General features: G+C 63.4%; 12 protein-coding genes and 3 rRNA genes. 11 read left to right on the top strand and 4 right to left on the bottom strand.

Annotation, left to right across the window (positions count from 1 at the left end):
- The first annotated feature begins 57 nt into the window (after positions 1-57).
- The 9 genes from MUN23_RS09745 (at position 58) to MUN23_RS09785 (ending at position 12,821) form a co-directional block, all read left to right on the top strand.
- Positions 58-642 (top strand): dihydrofolate reductase family protein, encoded by a 585-nt coding sequence (locus MUN23_RS09745; RefSeq protein WP_248763595.1) that lies wholly within the window; start codon positions 58-60, stop codon positions 640-642.
- A gap of 184 nt (positions 643-826) precedes the next feature.
- The gene (locus MUN23_RS09750; protein WP_371876037.1) at positions 827-952 is read left to right on the top strand and encodes a transposase; all 126 of its coding nucleotides are present in this window, start codon (positions 827-829) and stop codon (positions 950-952) included.
- A 50-nt stretch (positions 953-1,002) separates the two neighbouring features.
- A complete protein-coding gene (locus MUN23_RS09755) occupies positions 1,003-1,608 on the top strand; it encodes a class I SAM-dependent methyltransferase (protein ID WP_248763596.1) in 606 nt (201 codons plus the stop codon).
- A 692-nt stretch (positions 1,609-2,300) separates the two neighbouring features.
- A 16S ribosomal RNA gene (locus tag MUN23_RS09760) occupies positions 2,301-3,826 on the top strand.
- A 516-nt stretch (positions 3,827-4,342) separates the two neighbouring features.
- A 23S ribosomal RNA gene (locus MUN23_RS09765) occupies positions 4,343-7,478 on the top strand.
- A gap of 233 nt (positions 7,479-7,711) precedes the next feature.
- A 5S ribosomal RNA gene (gene rrf / locus MUN23_RS09770) occupies positions 7,712-7,828 on the top strand.
- Together the 16S, 23S and 5S rRNA genes form the textbook arrangement of a ribosomal RNA operon.
- Positions 7,829-8,213: 385 nt before the next feature.
- On the top strand, positions 8,214-8,501 hold the full coding sequence (locus MUN23_RS09775; protein WP_056341443.1) for an HU family DNA-binding protein: 288 nt from the start codon (positions 8,214-8,216) through the stop codon (positions 8,499-8,501).
- A gap of 118 nt (positions 8,502-8,619) precedes the next feature.
- On the top strand, positions 8,620-10,770 hold the full coding sequence (locus MUN23_RS09780; RefSeq protein WP_248763597.1) for a cytochrome c oxidase assembly protein: 2,151 nt from the start codon (positions 8,620-8,622) through the stop codon (positions 10,768-10,770).
- A complete protein-coding gene (locus MUN23_RS09785; RefSeq protein WP_248763598.1) occupies positions 10,770-12,821 on the top strand; it encodes an NHL domain-containing thioredoxin family protein in 2,052 nt (683 codons plus the stop codon). The genes MUN23_RS09780 and MUN23_RS09785 overlap by 1 nt, the downstream gene beginning before the upstream one ends.
- Positions 12,822-12,929: 108 nt before the next feature.
- Here the strand turns inward: MUN23_RS09785 and MUN23_RS09790 are convergent, their stop codons facing one another.
- The 4 genes from MUN23_RS09790 to MUN23_RS09805 all read right to left on the bottom strand — a co-directional run bounded on the left by MUN23_RS09790 (position 12,930) and on the right by MUN23_RS09805 (position 18,328).
- Entirely contained in the window at positions 12,930-13,922 is a 993-nt protein-coding gene (locus tag MUN23_RS09790; RefSeq protein ID WP_248764044.1) for a hypothetical protein, read from the bottom strand.
- 130 nt (positions 13,923-14,052) lie between these two features.
- Complete coding sequence (locus MUN23_RS09795; protein WP_248763599.1) at positions 14,053-15,774, bottom strand: helicase HerA-like domain-containing protein; 1,722 nt, start codon at positions 15,772-15,774, stop codon at positions 14,053-14,055.
- Between the two features lie 4 nt (positions 15,775-15,778).
- Positions 15,779-16,336: a GNAT family N-acetyltransferase gene (locus MUN23_RS09800; protein ID WP_371876010.1), complete on the bottom strand. Its 558-nt coding sequence runs from the start codon at positions 16,334-16,336 to the stop codon at positions 15,779-15,781.
- Positions 16,337-16,339: 3 nt separating this feature from the next.
- Positions 16,340-18,328 (bottom strand): FAD/NAD(P)-binding domain-containing protein, encoded by a 1,989-nt coding sequence (locus tag MUN23_RS09805; protein WP_248763600.1) that lies wholly within the window; start codon positions 18,326-18,328, stop codon positions 16,340-16,342.
- 321 nt (positions 18,329-18,649) lie between these two features.
- Between MUN23_RS09805 and MUN23_RS09810 the strand changes: the two genes are divergently transcribed.
- Positions 18,650-19,711 (top strand): amino acid ABC transporter permease, encoded by a 1,062-nt coding sequence (locus MUN23_RS09810; RefSeq protein ID WP_248763602.1) that lies wholly within the window; start codon positions 18,650-18,652, stop codon positions 19,709-19,711.
- Entirely contained in the window at positions 19,708-20,547 is an 840-nt protein-coding gene (locus MUN23_RS09815; protein WP_305886585.1) for an amino acid ABC transporter ATP-binding protein, read from the top strand. Before MUN23_RS09810 ends, MUN23_RS09815 begins: the two co-directional genes overlap by 4 nt.
- Positions 20,548-20,549: the final 2 nt, after the last annotated feature.

Consider the following 20,549-nt stretch of genomic DNA (forward strand, 5'->3'; position numbering starts at 1 on the left):
AAGTGGTCCTGTTTTCGGTTGGCGTTAACAGGGCATCCCAAGGCAGAGGAGAGCCCCGTGGGCAAGGTGGTCATGTACGGCTCGGTGTCGGTGGACGGCGTCCTCGCGGACGAGAACGACCAGCCCGGACCTCTGTTCGACTGGTTGACCAGCGGTGACGTGCCGTTGGACGAGAGCGGCGAGGTGAAGGTGTCGCAGACGTCCTACGACTACACCCGGCCGTACTGGGACCAGATCGGGGCGACAATCGTCGGCCGCCACGTCTTAGACATGACGGACGGCTGGGACGGGAAGCCTCCGGGCGGTGTCGACCACGTGGTCGTCGTGACGCACCGGCCGAAGCCCGAGGGCTGGGACCTCGGGGCGCGGTTTCACTTCGTGGACGGCGTCGAGGCAGCCGTGGCCAAGGCGCAGGAGCTCGCGGGTGACCGCATCGTCGAGGTCGCCGCTGGCGACGTCGGTGGCCAGGTCCTTGCCGCGGGCCTGGTCGACGAGGTGCGCATGGACGTTGTACCCGTCGTGTTCGGGTCCGGCAAGCGCTACTTCGGGTCGGTCCACGCACAGCACCTGTTGTTGGAGGATCCCGACGTGGTGATTCAGGGCAACCGGGTGCTTCACCTGCGCTATCGGGTACGCCGTTGACCGATCTGAGCGGGTACGCGAAGAAGTCCGCTGCGAACGGTGACACAAGATCGGGCCTCCGGCTGCGCATCGCTGCCCCGGGACCGACGCGCTAGCCAACATCCAGCCAGCGATTACACCCTCAACTCTGAAGAGCCGATTCAAGACTGCCGCCGCCGACGAGCTCCCCGAGGCGGTCGCGGTCCTGGATCACTTCCACGTGGCGCTCCTGGCCGGCAAGGCGCTCGATGAGTGCCGGCGTCGGGGCCAGCATGCCATCCGTGGCCACCGCGGCCGTACCGGTCTGTGGAGGGCACGTCAAATGAAATAGGCAACTCTGCCCGGAAGCATCGATTCCTGTGCCCACCATAAGGTGGCTGAATGACAGATGCAGAGGTCGAGACCGCGTACTCAAAGAGAGCTGCCGAGTACACTGCCAGATTTGGGTCGGTCGAGTCCTCTCATCCAGCTGACCGGAAGCTCGTAGCTGACTGGGTCGCACCTCTGGTGGGGCCAGTGCTGGATGTGGGATGCGGGCCCGGCCATTGGACCAAGTTCCTCGCGGACCAAGGGGCGGCGGTCGAAGGAATTGATTTGGTGCCGGCGTTCATCAAGCAGGCACAAGCATCCTTCCCCGGCATCCCATTCCGCGTCGCCTCCCTCACGAGTCTCGGTGTTCCCGAAGGATATGCATCCGGCATCCTGGCTTGGTACTCGCTAATCCACTTTGAACCCGACCAGGTTCCCTCCGTTCTGCGGGAACTGGCACGGCGCCTGACTCCTGGCGGACTTCTCCTCATAGGTCTGTTTGAAGGAGACGAAATTGCGAGATTTCCACATGCGGTGACGCCTGCGTACTCCTGGCCTGTGGGAGACCTCAGCAGGATCCTTAGTGTAGCCGGCTTCGAAACCATCTCCCATCAGCGACGAACTGATCCTGGTCATCGGCCGCATGCCGCTATCAGTGCACGCCTGAGCCATTCATAAGAGACAGCAACCGGAGGAATGCGAGCAGGCGAAAGGTAAACCGAAACTACAACAAGGCTTGGGCTGACCTGTAACCGGAAAGGGCGCCGGCCTGGGTCGAATCGGCCGTGGGCCAATCCTCGCGTGATGTGATCCAGTCAACAGAAACCCGTTCCGGCCGAATACTGCACCGGGACTCCGGTGAGCGCCTCAGATTCCCCGCCACGACGCGGATCCTGGGGGTATGGGTCCCTTTGTGGGGGTGGATTTGCGGTGGGGGTTGGGTGGGTGTATTGTTTTCTAAGTCGCCGCGAGGGGAACAGCGAAGAGCTGGTTACCGCGGGCGGCCAAACCCCCTAATTCAAGACCAAATGTTGGTTGTTCTTTTGAGCGCCTTTGTTTGGTGGGGATGTGTTTTCTGCTGGTGCGGGTCCTGGAATATGGATTTGCATCGGGGCGGGAAACCGGGTAAGTTTGAAAAGTTGCTCCGGAGCGATCCACGGCCGATTGGTTGTGGTGGTGCCGGGTGTGTCTGTTGTTTGAGAACTCAATAGTGTGCCAAGTTTGTTGATACCAATTTATTGTATTGAATTGGTTGAATTGACTGGATTATGCCACCCCGTGGTGTGGTCTGGTTTTTACAGCTGGTTTCAAATTTTGTGCAGCCATTTTATCCTGTTATTTCCGGGGTTGGTGGTTGTGTCTGTTTTACTTCAACGGAGAGTTTGATCCTGGCTCAGGATGAACGCTGGCGGCGTGCTTAACACATGCAAGTCGAACGATGACCCGGTGCTTGCACCGGTGATTAGTGGCGAACGGGTGAGTAACACGTGAGTAACCTGCCCTTAACTCTGGGATAAGCCTGGGAAACTGGGTCTAATACCGGATATGACTCCTCATCGCATGGTGGGGGGTGGAAAGCTTTATTGTGGTTTTGGATGGACTCGCGGCCTATCAGCTTGTTGGTGAGGTAATGGCTCACCAAGGCGACGACGGGTAGCCGGCCTGAGAGGGTGACCGGCCACACTGGGACTGAGACACGGCCCAGACTCCTACGGGAGGCAGCAGTGGGGAATATTGCACAATGGGCGAAAGCCTGATGCAGCGACGCCGCGTGAGGGATGACGGCCTTCGGGTTGTAAACCTCTTTCAGTAGGGAAGAAGCGAAAGTGACGGTACCTGCAGAAGAAGCGCCGGCTAACTACGTGCCAGCAGCCGCGGTAATACGTAGGGCGCAAGCGTTATCCGGAATTATTGGGCGTAAAGAGCTCGTAGGCGGTTTGTCGCGTCTGCCGTGAAAGTCCGGGGCTCAACTCCGGATCTGCGGTGGGTACGGGCAGACTAGAGTGATGTAGGGGAGACTGGAATTCCTGGTGTAGCGGTGAAATGCGCAGATATCAGGAGGAACACCGATGGCGAAGGCAGGTCTCTGGGCATTAACTGACGCTGAGGAGCGAAAGCATGGGGAGCGAACAGGATTAGATACCCTGGTAGTCCATGCCGTAAACGTTGGGCACTAGGTGTGGGGGACATTCCACGTTTTCCGCGCCGTAGCTAACGCATTAAGTGCCCCGCCTGGGGAGTACGGCCGCAAGGCTAAAACTCAAAGGAATTGACGGGGGCCCGCACAAGCGGCGGAGCATGCGGATTAATTCGATGCAACGCGAAGAACCTTACCAAGGCTTGACATGAACCGGAAATACCTGGAAACAGGTGCCCCGCTTGCGGTCGGTTTACAGGTGGTGCATGGTTGTCGTCAGCTCGTGTCGTGAGATGTTGGGTTAAGTCCCGCAACGAGCGCAACCCTCGTTCTATGTTGCCAGCGCGTTATGGCGGGGACTCATAGGAGACTGCCGGGGTCAACTCGGAGGAAGGTGGGGACGACGTCAAATCATCATGCCCCTTATGTCTTGGGCTTCACGCATGCTACAATGGCCGGTACAAAGGGTTGCGATACTGTGAGGTGGAGCTAATCCCAAAAAGCCGGTCTCAGTTCGGATTGGGGTCTGCAACTCGACCCCATGAAGTCGGAGTCGCTAGTAATCGCAGATCAGCAACGCTGCGGTGAATACGTTCCCGGGCCTTGTACACACCGCCCGTCAAGTCACGAAAGTTGGTAACACCCGAAGCCGGTGGCCTAACCCCTTGTGGGAGGGAGCTGTCGAAGGTGGGACTGGCGATTGGGACTAAGTCGTAACAAGGTAGCCGTACCGGAAGGTGCGGCTGGATCACCTCCTTTCTAAGGAGCACCTACGGATTGTTCATGCCATGTATGTGGTGTGGGGGTTTGTCAGGAGTATATGCCCGTTGCGCAGACGATTGTTCTGCGGCGGGTGCTCAAGGGTGGAATATCAACGAATAGCGGCCGCTTGTTTTGTGCCTCGCCCAGTACGGATCCCCTCTTGAGGGTGTCCTGGAACGGTGTGGGTGCGGGTATGGGTGGTTTAGTGTTTGGCACACTGTTGGGTCCTGAGGCAACAGGGCCGGGAGGATGGGCTGCAGCTTACGGGTTGTGGTGTGTTTTGTCGGGTTTGTTTGTTTCTGGTTTCCTGGCTGCACCGATCACACGGTTGACCTTTTGGGGTTGTGTGTGGGGTGTGTGGTTTGGGGTTGTTGTTTGAGAACTACATAGTGGACGCGAGCATCTTTTATAAGAAGCAATTTCCAAGAATTATGAACCTGGATCTGTCCGCACTCTTTTGGGTGTGGGTGGTTTTCATGGTTCTCTCGTAAATTAGTTTTTTTGATCTTTTGTGGTCAAGTTTTTAAGAGCACACGGTGGATGCCTTGGCATTAGGAGCCGAAGAAGGACGTAGGAATCTGCGATAAGCCTGGGGGAGTCGATAACCGGACTGTGATCCCAGGGTGTCCGAATGGGGAAACCCCGCCAGGGGCGCGAGCTGCCTGGTGACCCGCATCTGAACACATAGGGTGCGTGGAGGGAACGCGGGGAAGTGAAACATCTCAGTACCCGCAGGAAGAGAAAACAATAGTGATTCCGTCAGTAGTGGCGAGCGAACGCGGATCAGGCTAAACCGTTCCATGTGTGATAGCCGGCGGGCGTTGCATGGTCGGGGTTGTGGGACTTTCCATACCAGTTCTGCCGGACTGGTGAGGTGTGATGTGCAGGCATAGGTGAACGGTCTTGAAAGGCCGGCCAGAGAGGGTGTGAGCCCCGTAACCGAAATGTTTTGTGCCGCCTGGAGAGTATCCCAAGTAGCACGGGGCCCGAGAAATCCCGTGTGAATCTGTCAGGACCACCTGATAAGCCTAAATACTCCCTAATGACCGATAGCGGACCAGTACCGTGAGGGAAAGGTGAAAAGTACCCCGGGAGGGGAGTGAAACAGTACCTGAAACCGTGTGCTTACAATCCGTCGGAGCAACCTTGTAGTTGTGACGGCGTGCCTTTTGAAGAATGAGCCTGCGAGTTAGTGTTACGTCGCGAGGTTAACCCGTGTGGGGAAGCCGTAGCGAAAGCGAGTCTGAATAGGGCGTTGCAGTGGCGTGATCTAGACCCGAAGCGAAGTGATCTACCCATGGCCAGGTTGAAGCGACGGTAAGACGTCGTGGAGGACCGAACCCACTTCAGTTGAAAATGGAGGGGATGAGCTGTGGGTAGGGGTGAAAGGCCAATCAAACTTCGTGATAGCTGGTTCTCCCCGAAATGCATTTAGGTGCAGCGTTGCGTGTTTCTTGCTGGAGGTAGAGCTACTGGATGGCTAATGGGCCCTACAAGGTTACTGACGTCAGCCAAACTCCGAATGCCGGTAAGTGAGAGCGCAGCAGTGAGACTGTGGGGGATAAGCTTCATAGTCGAGAGGGAAACAGCCCAGACCACCAACTAAGGCCCCTAAGCGTGTGCTAAGTGGGAAAGGATGTGGAGTTGCGAAGACAACCAGGAGGTTGGCTTAGAAGCAGCCATCCTTAAAAGAGTGCGTAATAGCTCACTGGTCAAGTGATTCCGCGCCGACAATGTAGCGGGGCTCAAGTACACCGCCGAAGTTGTGGATTTCAGATATTAGCTAAGCCGCCCCTTGTGGGTTGGTTCAGGCGTCTGGAGTGGTAGGGGAGCGTCGTGTGGGCAGTGAAGTCGCGGTGTAAACCAGCGGTGGAGCCTACACGAGTGAGAATGCAGGCATGAGTAGCGAAAGACGGGTGAGAAACCCGTCCGCCGAATGATCAAGGGTTCCAGGGTCAAGCTAATCTGCCCTGGGTAAGTCGGGACCTAAGGCGAGGCCGACAGGCGTAGTCGATGGACAACGGGTTGATATTCCCGTACCGGCGAAAAACCGTCCATGTTGAACAGGGGATACTAACCGCCCGATGCCTGCCCGCCCACCCTTCGGGGTGATGTGGGTTTTGGTGGAGCGCGGGACCTGATCCTGGGAGGCAAGCGTATTAACAGGTGTGACGCAGGAAGGTAGCCAAGCCGGGCGATGGTTGTCCCGGTCTAAGGATGTAGGGCGAACGGTAGGCAAATCCGCCGTTCATGATGCCTGAGATCTGATGGGACCCCCTCACGGGGGGATTTGGTGATCCTATGCTGCCGAGAAAAGCATCGACGCGAGGTTTTAGCCGCCCGTACCCCAAACCGACACAGGTGATCAGGTAGAGAATACTAAGGCGATCGAGAGAATTATGGTTAAGGAACTCGGCAAAATGCCCCCGTAACTTCGGGAGAAGGGGGGCCCCAACCTTGAACACCACTTGCTGGTGGGAGGGGATCGGGGCCGCAGAGACCAGGGGGAAGCGACTGTTTACTAAAAACACAGGTCCGTGCGAAGTCGCAAGACGATGTATACGGACTGACTCCTGCCCGGTGCTGGAAGGTTAAGAGGACCGGTTAGCCTTACGGCGAAGCTGAGAATTCAAGCCCCAGTAAACGGCGGTGGTAACTATAACCATCCTAAGGTAGCGAAATTCCTTGTCGGGTAAGTTCCGACCTGCACGAATGGAGTAACGACTTCCCCGCTGTCTCAACCATAAACTCGGCGAAATTGCAGTACGAGTAAAGATGCTCGTTACGCGCAGCAGGACGGAAAGACCCCGAGACCTTTACTATAGTTTGGTATTGGTGTTCGGAGTGGCTTGTGTAGGATAGGTGGGAGACGTTGAAGCCCGGACGCCAGTTCGGGTGGAGTCATCGTTGAAATACCACTCTGGTCACTTTGGACATCTAACTTCGGCCCGTAATCCGGGTCAGGGACAGTGCCTGATGGGTAGTTTAACTGGGGCGGTTGCCTCCTAAAAAGTAACGGAGGCGCCCAAAGGTTCCCTCAGCCTGGTTGGCAATCAGGTGTCGAGTGTAAGTGCACAAGGGAGCTTGACTGTGAGAGAGACATCTCGAGCAGGGACGAAAGTCGGGACTAGTGATCCGGCGGTACATTGTGGAATGGCCGTCGCTCAACGGATAAAAGGTACCTCGGGGATAACAGGCTGATCTTGCCCAAGAGTCCATATCGACGGCATGGTTTGGCACCTCGATGTCGGCTCGTCGCATCCTGGGGCTGGAGTAGGTCCCAAGGGTTGGGCTGTTCGCCCATTAAAGCGGTACGCGAGCTGGGTTTAGAACGTCGTGAGACAGTTCGGTCCCTATCCGCTGCGCGCGCAGGAAATTTGAGAAGGGCTGTCCTTAGTACGAGAGGACCGGGACGGACGAACCTCTGGTGTGTCAGTTGTACTGCCAAGTGCACCGCTGATTAGCTACGTTCGGATGGGATAACCGCTGAAAGCATCTAAGCGGGAAGCTCGCTTCGAGATGAGATTTCCATACACCTTGTGTGTGAGAGGCCCCCAGCCAGACCACTGGGTTGATAGGCCGGATGTGGAAGCGAGGACTAACGACTCGTGAAGCTGACCGGTACTAATAGGCCGATAACTTACACCACACACCACCCCGTAAACCTATTCAAAAGAGGTTTACACCCAGGGGTGGTACGAAGATAACAAGACTGCTTGCGTCCACTATGTGGTTCCCAAACAACAAACCCGACACCGGCTTGTTGCAGGGAACAAAAACACAACACAATAACAACACCACACCTGCCTTAACCGGCAGGAAGCATGTTGTAACCACAGATTTCCCACCCCACGGCACAGCCAACGGGTGCGGAGCAAGGGTTACGGCGGTCATAGCGTGGGGGAAACGCCCGGTCCCATTCCGAACCCGGAAGCTAAGACCCACAGCGCCGATGGTACTGCACCCGGGAGGGTGTGGGAGAGTAGGTCACCGCCGGAACATCATTACGGTCGAGAGCCCCCCAACCACCAGGTTGGGGGGCTCTCCCATTTAACACACAAACCCCACACCCCGACCGAAAACACGGCACCACCCCCGGCACCCCGACCCGGCACCCCACCACACGCTCCGCCGTCGTGCACCACACACCCCGGCACCCGAAGTGACACAGCGTCCGGCTGAACGTCGCACGAACTGAGAGAGCGTCCGCTGTGGGCGCAATTCCCCGGCAATTTCCCGGAAATCCGGTGATTTTAGTCAAAAAAGGGCGGAAACACGCGGAATTTGCGGACCTCGGGGGCCCAAGCTGGTAAGTTTTCGAAGAGTGGCTTGCACGCATGCCGCGTTCAGGCTCCAGAAATCGTGACCGTCCAGGAGGACATCAATGGCTAAGAACCGTAGTGAACTTGTTTCAGAGGTAGCAGGCAAGGCCGGCACCAGCCAGGCAGCCGTCAACTCCGTCCTCGATGCACTGTTCGAGGTATTCGAGACTTCCGTCGCCGCCGGCGAGAAGATCACCATCCCGGGCTGGCTCGCAGTTGAGCGCACCGACCGTGCAGCACGCACCGGCCGCAACCCGCAGACCGGCGAGACCATCCAGATCGCGGCAGGCCACAGCGTCAAGCTGACCGCCGGCTCCAAGCTGAAGGCTGCAGTCGCCAAGAAGAAGTAGTCTTCTTCAGCAACAGCAGCAAAGGAGCGGCAACCTCAGGGTTGCCGCTCCTTTGCTTTAAGCCGATTCTGCTTTAATCCGATTCGCCGCGCGGGCACCCGTAGCGGACAATGGATAGGTGCCTTCTGCAGCAAAATCCAGTCCCGCAGCACCCCAGCCAGGCCCCGACAGGGGCGCCTCGGCCAGGGCCGGCGGCGTCGTGGGGATTTCCCGTCCGTGGCAGCTCGCGGGCCTTGCGGCCCTCTTCCTGGGACTGACGGCGGCGCTCCTTTTCTCCGGCGCCGCCGCGGCCCGTGAGGTCTCTGACCCCGGGGCACTGGTCCGCTGGGGGCTGCCCGTCAGCAAGGCCATCCACAACGTGGCACTGGCGACGGTGATCGGCGGACTGATCTTCGCCGTCGGCATCCTCCCCAGAACTGCGGGTCCCCGGTCGCGGACCCACACCGGCGACGCTCAGGAACATCCGGCGTTCGCCCGGGCCCTGGCCATTGCTGCCGCTGCGGGTGCTGCCTGGACGCTGTCAGCGGTGGCCGTGCTGGTCCTTACCTACTCAGACGTTGCCGGACAGGCCGTTGGCGGGGACGCGGAGTTCACCCGCGCCCTGGTGTACTTCATGACGGACATCGAGACCGGCCGGGCATGGTTGAGCGTGACCATCATCGCGGCCGTGGTGACCACGGCGCTCTTCGGTGTCAGATCCCTTGGCGGCCTTGCCCTCACGCTGATCCTGGCGCTCGCCGGGCTGGTTCCCGCCGCGCTGATCGGCCACTCCTCAAGCTCGTCGGACCATGAAGGCGCCATCAACTCCCTGGGCCTGCACCTTGTGGGCGTCAGCGCGTGGGTTGGCGGCATCGTCGTCCTGGCGCTGCTGTCGGGAATCCTGACTGGCTCGAAGCCCGCGGCCGCCGCTGACATCACCGAACCGACGCTGCGGCGTTTCTCCTCCCTGGCCGGCTTTGCGTTTGTGCTCGTCTTTGCCTCCGGCGTCATCAATGCCAGCATCCGCATCACCAACTGGGGTGACCTTTTTGGTTCCCCCTACGGACAGCTGATCCTCGCGAAATCGGCAGCCACCCTGGTCCTTGGCGGCATCGGTTTGATGCACCGGCAATGGGTCATCCCCCAGCTCGGCCGCAAAGGCTCGGCCATGTCCTCACGCCGTGTGCTGTGGCAGCTGGTGCTCGTGGAACTCCTGGTTATGGGAGCCACCTCCGGCGTCGCCGTGGCCCTGAGCCGGTCGGCCCCGCCGCAGCCCACCACGTTTGCACCGGACGCGTCGCCGGCCTTCATCCTCACCGGTTACGAGCTGCCGCCTGAACTGACGCCGGAACGCTGGCTGACGGAATGGCGCTTTGACTGGCTCTGGGTGGCCGTAGTGCTCTTCGGGCTGGTGGCCTACTTCCTGGGCGTCGCCAAGGTGGTTCGACGCGGCGACAAGTGGCAGTGGTTCCGCGCCGTGAACTGGGTGATCGGCCTCCTGGTGCTGACCTACATCACATCAGGGCCGCCGTCGGTCTATGGCAGGATCCTTTTCTCCGCGCACATGGTGGACCACATGGCGCTGACCATGGTGGCACCCATCTTCCTGGTGCTCGGCGCCCCGGCGACGCTGGCCCTGCGGGCCTTGCCTGCCCGCGGCGACGGCACCCGTGGGGCGCGCGAGTGGCTGCTCGTGTTTATCCACTCCAAGTTCTCCCAACTGGTCACGCACCCCATCTTCGCGGCGGCCAATTTCGCGGGCTCCATCGTGCTGTTCTACTACTCGGACGCGTTCGGCTTTGCCATGCGGGACCACGTGGGCCACGAGCTCATGATCCTGCACTTCACGCTCACGGGTTACATCTTCATCCTGACCATGATCGGCACTGACCCGCTGCCCCGCCGCGCACCGTATCCCATGCGCCTGCTCCTGCTGCTGGCGACCATGGGCTTCCACGCGTTCTTCGGCGTCGCCATCATGGGCGGCACCAGCCTGCTGGCGGCCGACTACTTCGGCAACCTTGGCCGCGCCTGGGGGCCGTCCGCTCTCCTGGACCAGCAGATGGGCGGGGCCGTGGCCTGGGGCATCGGCGAGGTGCCCACGCTCTTGGTGGCCATCGGCGTCGCGATCATGTGGTCCCGCTCCGATGCCCGGGAGTCCAAGCGGACCGATCGGGCGGCGGACAGGAATAACGACGCCGATCTCACTGCTTACAACGATATGTTTGCCAAATTGGCTGAACGCGATGCCAGATTGGCTGAACGCAACTCAAAGCTGGAAGGACGCTGATGAGCGAAACCGTACGCACCCAACACCGGGTCCGCGCCTCCGAACTGGTGGGCCGCAACTGGCTCAACACCGGCGGCAAGTCGCTGGACCTCGAAGCCCTGCGCGGCAAGATCGTGCTGCTCGACTTCTGGACCTTCTGCTGCATCAACTGCCTGCACGTCCTCGATGAGCTGCGCCCGCTCGAGGAACAGTACTCCGACGTCCTGGTCACCGTGGGCGTCCACTCGCCCAAGTTTGAGCACGAAGCAGATCCCGTGGCCCTGGCCGCCGCCGTGGAACGCTACGAGATCCACCACCCCGTCCTGGACGACCCCGAGCTGGAGACCTGGAAGGCGTACACGGCGCGCGCCTGGCCCACCCTGGTGGTCATCGACCCCGAGGGCTACATCGTGGCGCACCTGTCCGGCGAAGGCCACGCTGACGGCCTGGCCGTGCTCGTCCCCGAGCTGATCGCCGAGCACGAGGCCAAAGGCACACTGCACCGCGGCTCCGGCCCGTACGTGGCGCCGGAAGCGACCTCGGGCACGCTGCGCTTCCCCGGCAAGGCTCTGTTCCTGCCCGCCAGGCGCGGTTCCGCCGGACCCGGTTCAGGCGCCCAGGGTTCAGGCGTGCAGGAAGCGTCCGACGGCGGGACTCCGGCTGCCGCGGATACCGCCACCGGGGGTTCCTGGCTGGTAACCGACACGGGCCACCACCGTCTCGTGGAGCTGGGCAACGACTTCCAGACGGTGCTGCGCACCTACGGCTCCGGAACCAAGGGACACGCTGACGGCCCGGCGGCCGCCGTCGACTCCGTCCAGCCGACCGCACGGTTCAACGAGCCGCAGGGCCTCGTGCTGCTTCCGGAAGAGGTGGCAGCGAAGGCGGGCTACGACGTCGTGATTGCAGACTCCGTCAACCACCGCCTCCGGGGGCTCTCGCTCACGGACGGCAAGGCCACGACGATTGTTGGCAACGGTGTGCAGCGCCTGCTGGAAACCGGCCCCGCGCGCGTGGACGAAGACGCTGCCGGTTTCACGGGCCAGCTCAGCGAGCACCCGCTGGAAGTGTCCCTCAGCTCGCCGTGGGACGTCGTCTGGTCCACCAAGCTCAACGCGGTGGTGATCGCCATGGCCGGCACGCACCAGATCTTCAGCTTCGACCCCCTCACCGGCGCCGTGGCAATTATTGCCGGCAACGGCCTGGAGGGTTTGCTGGACGGGCCCGCCCACGAAGCCTGGTTCGCTCAGCCCTCCGGCCTGGCCGAGGACGCCGACGGCAACATCTGGGTGGCGGACTCCGAAACCTCCGCCATCCGCAAGCTGGTCATTGACGACGGCGGCACGGTCACCGTCGTGACTGCCGTGGGCAAGGGCCTGTTCGACTTCGGCTTCCGCGACGGCCCCGCCTCCGAGGCACGCCTCCAGCACCCCCTCGGCGTCACCGTCCTGCCCGACGGCTCCATTGCCATCGCCGACACCTACAACGGTGCTGTGCGGCGCTACGACCCCGCCGCGGGGACCGTGTCCACGCTGGCCCGCGGACTTTCGGAACCCTCCGACGTGATTGTGGACCACACGCACGCCGCTGGCTCCGAGCCGCTGCTGGTGGTGGTTGAGGCCAACAAGCACCAGCTGGTCTACGTGCCCATCCCCAAGGAAGCCCAGCAGGTGGACGAGGGCGCCTCGCAGACTCACCGGCCCAAGAGCCCGGTCGCCCCCGGGCTGCTCGAGCTGACCGTGCGCTTCACCGCGCCCACCGGGCAGAAGCTCGACGACCGCTGGGGCGACCCCACGCAGCTGAAGATCTCCTCCACCCCGCCGGAGCTGCTTGTGGCCGGCGGAGGAACCTCGGTGGGGCTCCTCCGCACGCTGGAACTGGCTTCCGACATTCCGGAGGGCATCCTGCACATCACCGCCCGCGCCGCGGCCTGCGACGGCCCGGAGGATGCGGACGGCGAGATCCCGGACCACGCCGCCTGCCACCTGTACCAGCAGGACTGGGGCATCCCGGTTCTCCTGACGGACGACGGCGACACCGAGTTGGTCCTGGACCTGCGCGGCATGGACTGATCACCGCCGTCGTGGTTTAGACAAAAGGCTGCCTCCCGAGACTTCGCGTCACGGGAGGCAGCCTTTTGCGCGCCAGGCCCGGGGCCAGGCCGCCCGCTGGCCCTGACGCTAGTAGCTCAGGAGCGGGGTGACCCTGATGGTGTCGCCGGCGACGTCCAGGCGGGTGGTGAAGCTGAAGTCCACCTCTGCGTTGAGCGGGGACCAGGCGCCGGTGAAGGAACTCTGCTGGACCGCCTCCACCTTGGCCTTCCCGTCGAGGGGGGCAACCACCCAGCGGCCGCCAAAGGGCTCGATGGAAATCTCCGGGTACTCCGTGATGGTCCACTTGATGGTGCCATCGTCCACGTTGTTGGTGCTGGCGAAGTAGAAGGGGCAGTCCGGCTGCAGCTTTTGCTGCTTCACGGCTTCGGCGGCGCAGGTGTCCAGGAACTCCTGGACCTTCGCGCCCACATCCTTCCGCAGCTGGTCGGTGGCCTCGGTCAGCAGGTTCAACGGAGCCGCCGGGACATCGCGGGATGTCACCGTGGCGCGTGTGGCGGGCGCGGCGAAGTATTCACCGTTCAGAGAGGCTTCGTATTCTCCCGGATAGAACACGGCGAACGAATTCCTGCCTTGGGGCATGTTCACCGGCACGCCGTTGAGGTTGGCTTCGCTGGCGTTGACCACCGTCAGGCCCACTGTGGGCAGTCGCGACGGCACAAACGCCCACGTGTTAAAGAACAGCCATTCGGTGCCGGTCTTCTCCAGCAGGAACTCGGTGCGAAGCCTGCTGCCATCGATCGTGTACTGCACGGGCACCATGACCTGGTTGCCCGAGCGTTCCTCGGCATCGCCGATGCTGACGTTCGCCAGCCGGGAAGAGGCCGTCTGCAGCGCTGTGCCGTCGAGCATGGCGGCGTTGCTGGGCGGCACAGTGGCCCGCAACAGACCGAGCGCCTTGCCGCCGTCGCCCTCGTGGAGGGCGTCCAGATACTCCCGGACAGGCTGCTGTGGACTCGCCACAGTATTGTTCACGACGTTGACCCCAACGACGGCCGCGGCCACGGCAAGCATGAGGCCAAGCAGCCACCCTGCTGCCATCCTCACCAACGCCTGACTCATCTGCACTTCACTTACGTTACCTGCAAGCCCGCTGAACACAGGTGTCGCCGTCGCCCCGTGTAGCGGGGTGCGGCGGCTTTCCTGATGCCCGACGGCGGGAAGTCCAGGGCGGGACATCGTCCGGTTTTGCCTACCGGCGGCGCCGGGACGAGGTGCCGAAGACGCCGCGGAGGAGCTCCCGGCCAAGCTGCGTGCCCAGGGAACGGACCATACTCTTCAGCCCGCCGCCCAGTGCCCCGCCGAGCGCACCGGCGATGTCGCCCACCATCCCGCCGCCGGCCGGGGCCGCAGGCTCCGGTGCGCGCCGCGCAGGCGCATCAGTGCCGGCACCACGATCCGGCGCGGGACGGCTGCTGGGCCGGCCCAGGATTTCCTCTTCGATCCTGCGGGCCTCGGCGTCGACGTCGGCCTGGTCCGAACCTGCCTGCCCCGGACCTGGCTGCCCGGAAGTCCCCGGGACCGGGGGCTGACCCGGTGCTGCCCCGCCGGTGGGCGCAGCGGCCTTGCCCGTGAGCTTCTCGTACGCGGACACATTGTCCACCGCGGTCCCGTACTTGGCGAGCAGGGCGGACCCGCCCACGGTGCTTTTGATGAGCTCGTCGGTGCTGGGGCCCATGACGGATTCCGGGGCGCGCAGGCGAGTGTGCGCGACCGGCGTCGGGGCGCCCTTCTCATTCATGACGGTAATGACGGCCTCGCCGATCCCCGAGGACGTGAGTGTTTCCTCAAGGTCGTAGTCGCTCATCGGGAAGGTGGACACGGTGGCTTTCAGGGCCTTGGCGTCCTCCGGGGTGAAGGCGCGGAGGGCGTGCTGGATGCGGTTGGCCAGCTGGCCCAGGACGTCGGCGGGGACGTCTTTGGGGGTCTGGGTGACGAAGAAGATCCCCACACCCTTGGAGCGGATCAGCCGGACCGTGGTGGTGATGGCGTTGAGGAAGGCCTTGGATGCGCCGTTGAAAAGCAGGTGGGCCTCATCGAGGAAGAACACCAGTTTGGGCTTGTCCAGGTCGCCGGCTTCGGGGAGGTCCTCGAACAGGTCCGCCAGCAGCCACATCAGGAAGGTCGAGAACAGCATCGGCTTGGTCTGCAGCGTGGGCAGCTCCAGGCAGGTGATGACGCCGCGCCCGTCCGGGGCGGTCCGGAGCAGCTCGGCGGTGTCGAACTCAGGCTCGCCGAAGAACCGTTCCAGGCCCTGCGCTTCGAGGTTCACCAGTTCGCGGAGGATGACGCCGGCGGTGGCCTTGGACAGGCCGCCCAGTTCCTCCAGCTCGTCCTTGCCCTCGTCCGAGGTGAGGAACTGGATGACCGCGCGGAGGTCCTTGAGATCGATCAGCTCAAGGTTGTTCTTGTCCGCAAAGTGGAAGACCAGCTGCAGGCTGGATTCCTGGGTGTCGTTGAGCTCCATCACACGCGAGAGCAGGATGGGGCCAAACGAGGTGATGGTGGCACGGACGGGAATGCCGTTGCCGTCGCCGCCCAGGGCCAGGAACTCCACCGGGAATGTCTTGCTGGCCCAGTCCTGGCCGATGCTGTCGGTGCGCGCCTTCAGCTTGTCACTGCCGGCGGCCGCAGTGGCCAGGCCGGACAGGTCACCCTTGATGTCCGCGAGGAACACGGGAACTCCGGCCGAGGACAGCTGCTCGGCCATCATGTGCAGCGTGACGGTCTTGCCGGTGCCGGTGGCGCCGGCTACCAGGCCGTGCCTGTTCATCATGGCCAGCGGCAGGCGGACCTGGGCTTCCTTGTGGAGTTCGCCGTCAACAATGGCGGCACCCAACTCGATGGTGGCACCCTCCAGGGTGTAGCCCTTCTGGATGGTGGCGAGCTTTTCTGCAGTGGTTTTGTTGGCCATGCCGCTAGCTTAGCGGGGCCGCCGGGAGATTCTTGGTGAACGCGAGCGACCTGATGATCTCCGGATCCTGGTCCAGGTCGAACTGCGGCTCATAACCCGAGGTGAGGTACAGGTGCTTGGCTTCAGGCTGGCGCGGACCGGTGGTCAGGAAGACGCGACGGTAGCCCCGGCGGGCCGCCAGGGCCTCCAGTTCCGCCAGGACGAAACGGGCGAGGCCGCGGCGGCGGTGCGCCGAGTGGGTCCAGATCCGCTTGAACTCCGCCGTCTCGTTGTCGTACCGGCGGAACGCGCCGCCGGCTATGGACTCGCCGTTTTCCTGGACCACCAGCAGCGCACCGCCCGGTCCCTTGAATTCCGACGCCGGGTAGCGGTTGAGTTCGTCGGCCGCGGCGCCGCGGCCAAAGAGGTCACCGTAGCGGGAATCGTATTCCACGGCCAGTTCATCCAGGAGCGGGCGGACCCGCGGATCGTGCATGGGCAGGTTCAGGACGGTGAGGTCGGACCTGTCCAGTGCTGCCCGGTTCAGGGCTGCCGGGCTGGCGATGCTGGTTTTCACGTTCATTGTTCAGGCCCTTCCGACGGCGGCGGGTTCGGCAGGTGCGGTCTGGCCGGCTGTGCGGGAGGAAGCCGGGCGGGACGAAGCCAGGTCCGCCGCGACGCCAAGGACTGTCCTGGCCAGGGCGTCGTTCTCGCGGAACGGGGCGGCGTTGGTGCCGGGCCTGGCAAAGGCGCCGGCGCCCCAGCCGGACGTTCCCTGCCCCACGCCGAAGAGCCGGCCGGCTGCCCGGCCGTGCCCGTCCAGCAGCTCGTGCCGGTCCGAGACGAGCAGCTTTCCGGTGGAGTGGATGCCGTCCGCCGTGAGCAGCAGCTGTTCGCTTGCCAGCCCGGACAGGTGCAGCGACGCCAGCAGCGGGTTGAGCGACCGGGCCACCGATGTAGCCGGCAGGCGCGCTTCGATGAACGCTGCGGTCCGGACGGTAAATCCTGCCTGCGGGGACGTAGCCACAAACTCGCCGGTGGACTCATCCGCCGTGACGCTAAGGCCCGGGCCCAGGAACCGCAGCAGCCCGGCCCGGTGCAGGGCCAGCATCTCGCGCAGCCGCCGCGGGGGCGGCCCGGAGTCCACAAAGCTGAAGAATCCGTGCCACCAGCCGTGGACGGTCTGCTGGGACAGGGCGTTGAGCCGCTCGGCCGGGACCAGACGGCCCAATTCCATGTACACCATCAGCAGCGCCACAAAGAGGGCCAGCGTCTCAGGATGGTCCGGGCTGTCGCGGAGGGCGAGATCCTGCTCGATGTACCGGGCCACGGCCTGCTGGACGTCGGCGGATCCGCCAAACAACGCCCCGACGAAGGGCCGGTCCAGGGCTTCGAGGTCCAGGCGCAGGGCGGGGTCCGGGACGGCTGCTGCCACCAGTTCCTCCCGTGCGGTGCTGTACCACTCCAGCCCGGCGAAGCGGGCCGAAAACTCCGGCCAGCCGGCGCGCACACGGTCCGGGCTGCCGGTGAACAGCTCCCGGTAGTACCCGTAGCCGGCTTCCTTGGCGATGAGCGGCCACAGGTGGGCTTGGAAATCGAGCTCGGCGTGCTGCTCCAGCAGTGCGTCCACGGCTGCGGCGGTGAAGAAGCGCAGGCCACCGGGAGCCTCGCCGCGCAGGGCCGCGGAAATCTTGGAGTGGTAGGGCACCCCGCGCCGCGACCCGGCCCACAGCCGCGGCTCCCTGCCGGACGCGCGGTACCGCAGGCCGCCGTCGGGCGCTTCCTCGAATCTGCCGCCGCGCCCTTCCATCAGCAGCACCGTCAGGTCCACAAACGCCAGGCCCATCCCGGCAACGATGACGTCCTGGCCGGGCGCAAGGGCTGAATAGTCGACGTCGGTGGTGTAGCTGGGTGCCGCATGGAAGGCGCCGTGCCGGGCGGCGAAGCCGGACCAGCCGGCGGACGCGGCGTCCGGCTGCGAGTCCGTGTGGCCGAGTGCGGTGACCACGACGTCGGCCCGCAACGTCCCGCCGTTGGCCAGCCGCACGAGGTGCGTGCCGGCGTCGTCCGCGGTTGGGAAGGAGAAGTCACCGGCACGCTCGACGGCCACGGCGGTGGTGCGGTGGACGGTGACCGTTCCGCCGAGTTTCGCAACAGCCCGGCGGAAGAACCACTCGAGGTACTGGCTGTGGAGTTGGCGGGTGGGGAAAGTGGCGCCCGTGAGGGCACGGAGCTGCTGGCGGATGGCGAGGGGGAAGTCCGGTACGTCCGTGATGGACCCGTCGAGGACGCCGGCGGCCCAGCCGGCGAGCCCAGGCCCGTCGATGGCGGGGCCTTCGCACGCCACGGAGGAATCGGTGAACATGGTAACGTCCGCGGCGGCCGAGTTGAGCATGAGGCCGGGGTGCTGGTCGTAGCGCCAGATCCGCCCCGAACCCGGCTCAAACGGTTCCACCACGTGGAGGTCCAGCGGTCCGGGAAACAGTTCGTCGCGGTTGGCGGCCAGCCGCTCCAGCACCCCTGCCGCCCGCGGACCGCCGCCGATGAAGACAACCGAGGGGGCATTCGCTGGCATGGTGGCTCCTGATCGGGTCGGGGTGGTCGGTGTGGTCGGGAATGGGACGGTGTGGGCGGGGCCGCCTGGACGGGTGGCTGAGTGCCCATGCTAGGCAGCGTTGAAGGCGGCGGTCGACGGGCCGGTAATGCCCGTTAACTCCGCGTCACAGCAGGTCAAGAGACGCAAAAAACCGACTCATGACGCTGTGCGAAGCCGGGTGAAGTTATGCAACCTGCTGCCTTGCTGCCCCTTTCCTGGCCGCCCTAGATTTGCAGCCAGCAGCCCGGAGCAACCCGATCCGGCACCGAAAATCCCGACGCATCAGAAGCGAGGTGGCGCATGAGTTCAGCAGCAACCGACGTGGCCCAGCCGGCAGAGTCAGCACAGTCAGCAAAAGCACGGCCGTCCTCCGAACCGGCGTCCACCGGGGCCCTGACTTCCGGTCCGTCCGGACCGAACCCGGGATCCCGTGGGCCGGCCACCGACTACTCCGGTTTCCCCCTGGTGGGCGCGAAGCATCCGTGGCGCTGGGTGGGGACGGCAGCGGTAGCCCTCGGCATCGTTGCCATTGCGTGGTCGCTGGCCACCAATCCGCGCTGGGAGTGGGGCGTGGTGGCGCAGTGGTTCACCGCCCAGTCCGTGGTCAACGGGCTTCTGGAGACGCTCAAGCTGACGGCCATTTCCGGCCTGCTGGGGTTTGTCCTGGGCTTCATCCTGGCGCTGATGCGGCTCTCCGCCTCGCCGCTGCTGGTTTCTGTCGCCTGGACGTTCTCCTGGATCTTCCGCTCCACTCCGCTGCTGGTGCAGATGCTCCTCTGGTACAACCTGGGCTACCTTTACGAGAAAATCAGCTTAGGGATCCCGTTCACGGACGTCCGCTTCTTCGAGGTGCAGACCACCACCCTGATCAGCCAGTTTGCGGCAGCAGTGTTGGGACTGACCCTGAACCAGGCTGCCTACTCGGCTGAAATCATCCGTGGCGGCATCCTGTCCGTGGACCAGGGGCAGCTCGAGGCCGCCGCCGCGCTGGGCATTCCCGCCTGGCGCCGGTCCACCCGGATTGTCCTGCCGCAGGCCATGCGGGCCATCCTGCCCACGGCCTTCAACGAGATCATCGGCCTGGTCAAGGGCACCTCCATTGTGTACGTCCTGGCCTATTCCGAGCTGTTCTACACCGTGCAGGTCATTTACAACCGCACCCAGCAGGTCCTGCCGCTGCTTCTGGTGGCCACGCTCTGGTACGTGGTGATCACCTCCGTCCTCAGCGTCTTCCAGTACTACATCGAACGGCACTACTCCAAAGGCGCCGTCCGGATCCTGCCGCTGACGCCGCTCCAGAAGGCCCGCAAATTCTTCGCCACCCACGCCGTGGCACCCAACCGTGCAAGGAGCCCCCGTTGAGCACCGTAATCGCCGGCCAGACCTCCATCACTGCACCCGATGCTGCTTCGGCACCCACCCGCGGCCTCGTGGAAATCACCAAAGTCCGGAAATCCTTCGGAGCCACCGAGGTCCTCAAGGGCATCACCCTGACCGTCGAGCCCGGGGGAGTGGCCGTGATTGTGGGTCCGTCCGGCTCCGGCAAATCCACCCTGCTGCGCACCATCAACCACCTGGAAAAAGTCGACGGCGGCCACATCGTCATCGACGGAAAGCTGGTGGGGTATGAGGTCCGGGGCAAGCGCCTGCACGAGCTGCGCGAAAAGGCGATCCTGAAGCAGCGTACCGAAATCGGCATGGTGTTCCAGAATTTCAACCTCTTCCCGCACCTCACCGCGCTGGAGAACGTGGCAGAGGCGCCCGTCGTCGCGCAGGGCCGGTCCAAGGAGGAGGCCCGCCGCCGAGGCCTGGAACTCCTGGACCGCGTTGGCCTCAAAGACCGTGCCGGCGCATACCCCCGGCAGCTGTCGGGTGGCCAGCAGCAACGCGTGGCCATTGCCCGTGCACTGGCGCTGAACCCGAAAATCCTGCTGTTCGACGAGCCCACCTCCGCCCTGGACCCCGAGCTGGTGAACGAGGTCCTCGACGTCATCCGCGAACTGGCGAAGTCCGGCACCACCCTGATCATCGTCACCCACGAGATGGGGTTCGCCCGCGACGTGGCGGACACCGTGGTGTTTATGGACGAGGGCCAGATCGTGGAACAGGGCAGTCCGGAACAGATTTTCACCAACCCGCAGGAACCGCGCACCCGGAGCTTCCTCTCCAAGGTGCTCGAACCGGCCTTCAACATCTAAAG

The organism is Pseudarthrobacter sp. SSS035, from assembly GCF_023273875.1.
Taxonomy (GTDB): domain Bacteria; phylum Actinomycetota; class Actinomycetes; order Actinomycetales; family Micrococcaceae; genus Arthrobacter.

Bases quoted from the DNA above. Each gene is read 5' to 3' on its own strand.
- MUN23_RS09755 (WP_248763596.1), top strand. From the start codon at position 1,003: ATGACAGATGCAGAGGTCGAGACCGCGTACTCAAAGAGAGCTGCCGAG.
- MUN23_RS09775 (WP_056341443.1), top strand. From the start codon at position 8,214: ATGGCTAAGAACCGTAGTGAACTTGTTTCAGAGGTAGCAGGCAAGGCC.
- MUN23_RS09785 (WP_248763598.1), top strand. From the start codon at position 10,770: ATGAGCGAAACCGTACGCACCCAACACCGGGTCCGCGCCTCCGAACTG.
- MUN23_RS09790 (WP_248764044.1), bottom strand. From the start codon at position 13,922: ATGAGTCAGGCGTTGGTGAGGATGGCAGCAGGGTGGCTGCTTGGCCTC.
- MUN23_RS09795 (WP_248763599.1), bottom strand. From the start codon at position 15,774: ATGGCCAACAAAACCACTGCAGAAAAGCTCGCCACCATCCAGAAGGGC.
- MUN23_RS09800 (WP_371876010.1), bottom strand. From the start codon at position 16,336: ATGAACGTGAAAACCAGCATCGCCAGCCCGGCAGCCCTGAACCGGGCA.
- MUN23_RS09805 (WP_248763600.1), bottom strand. From the start codon at position 18,328: ATGCCAGCGAATGCCCCCTCGGTTGTCTTCATCGGCGGCGGTCCGCGG.
- MUN23_RS09810 (WP_248763602.1), top strand. From the start codon at position 18,650: ATGAGTTCAGCAGCAACCGACGTGGCCCAGCCGGCAGAGTCAGCACAG.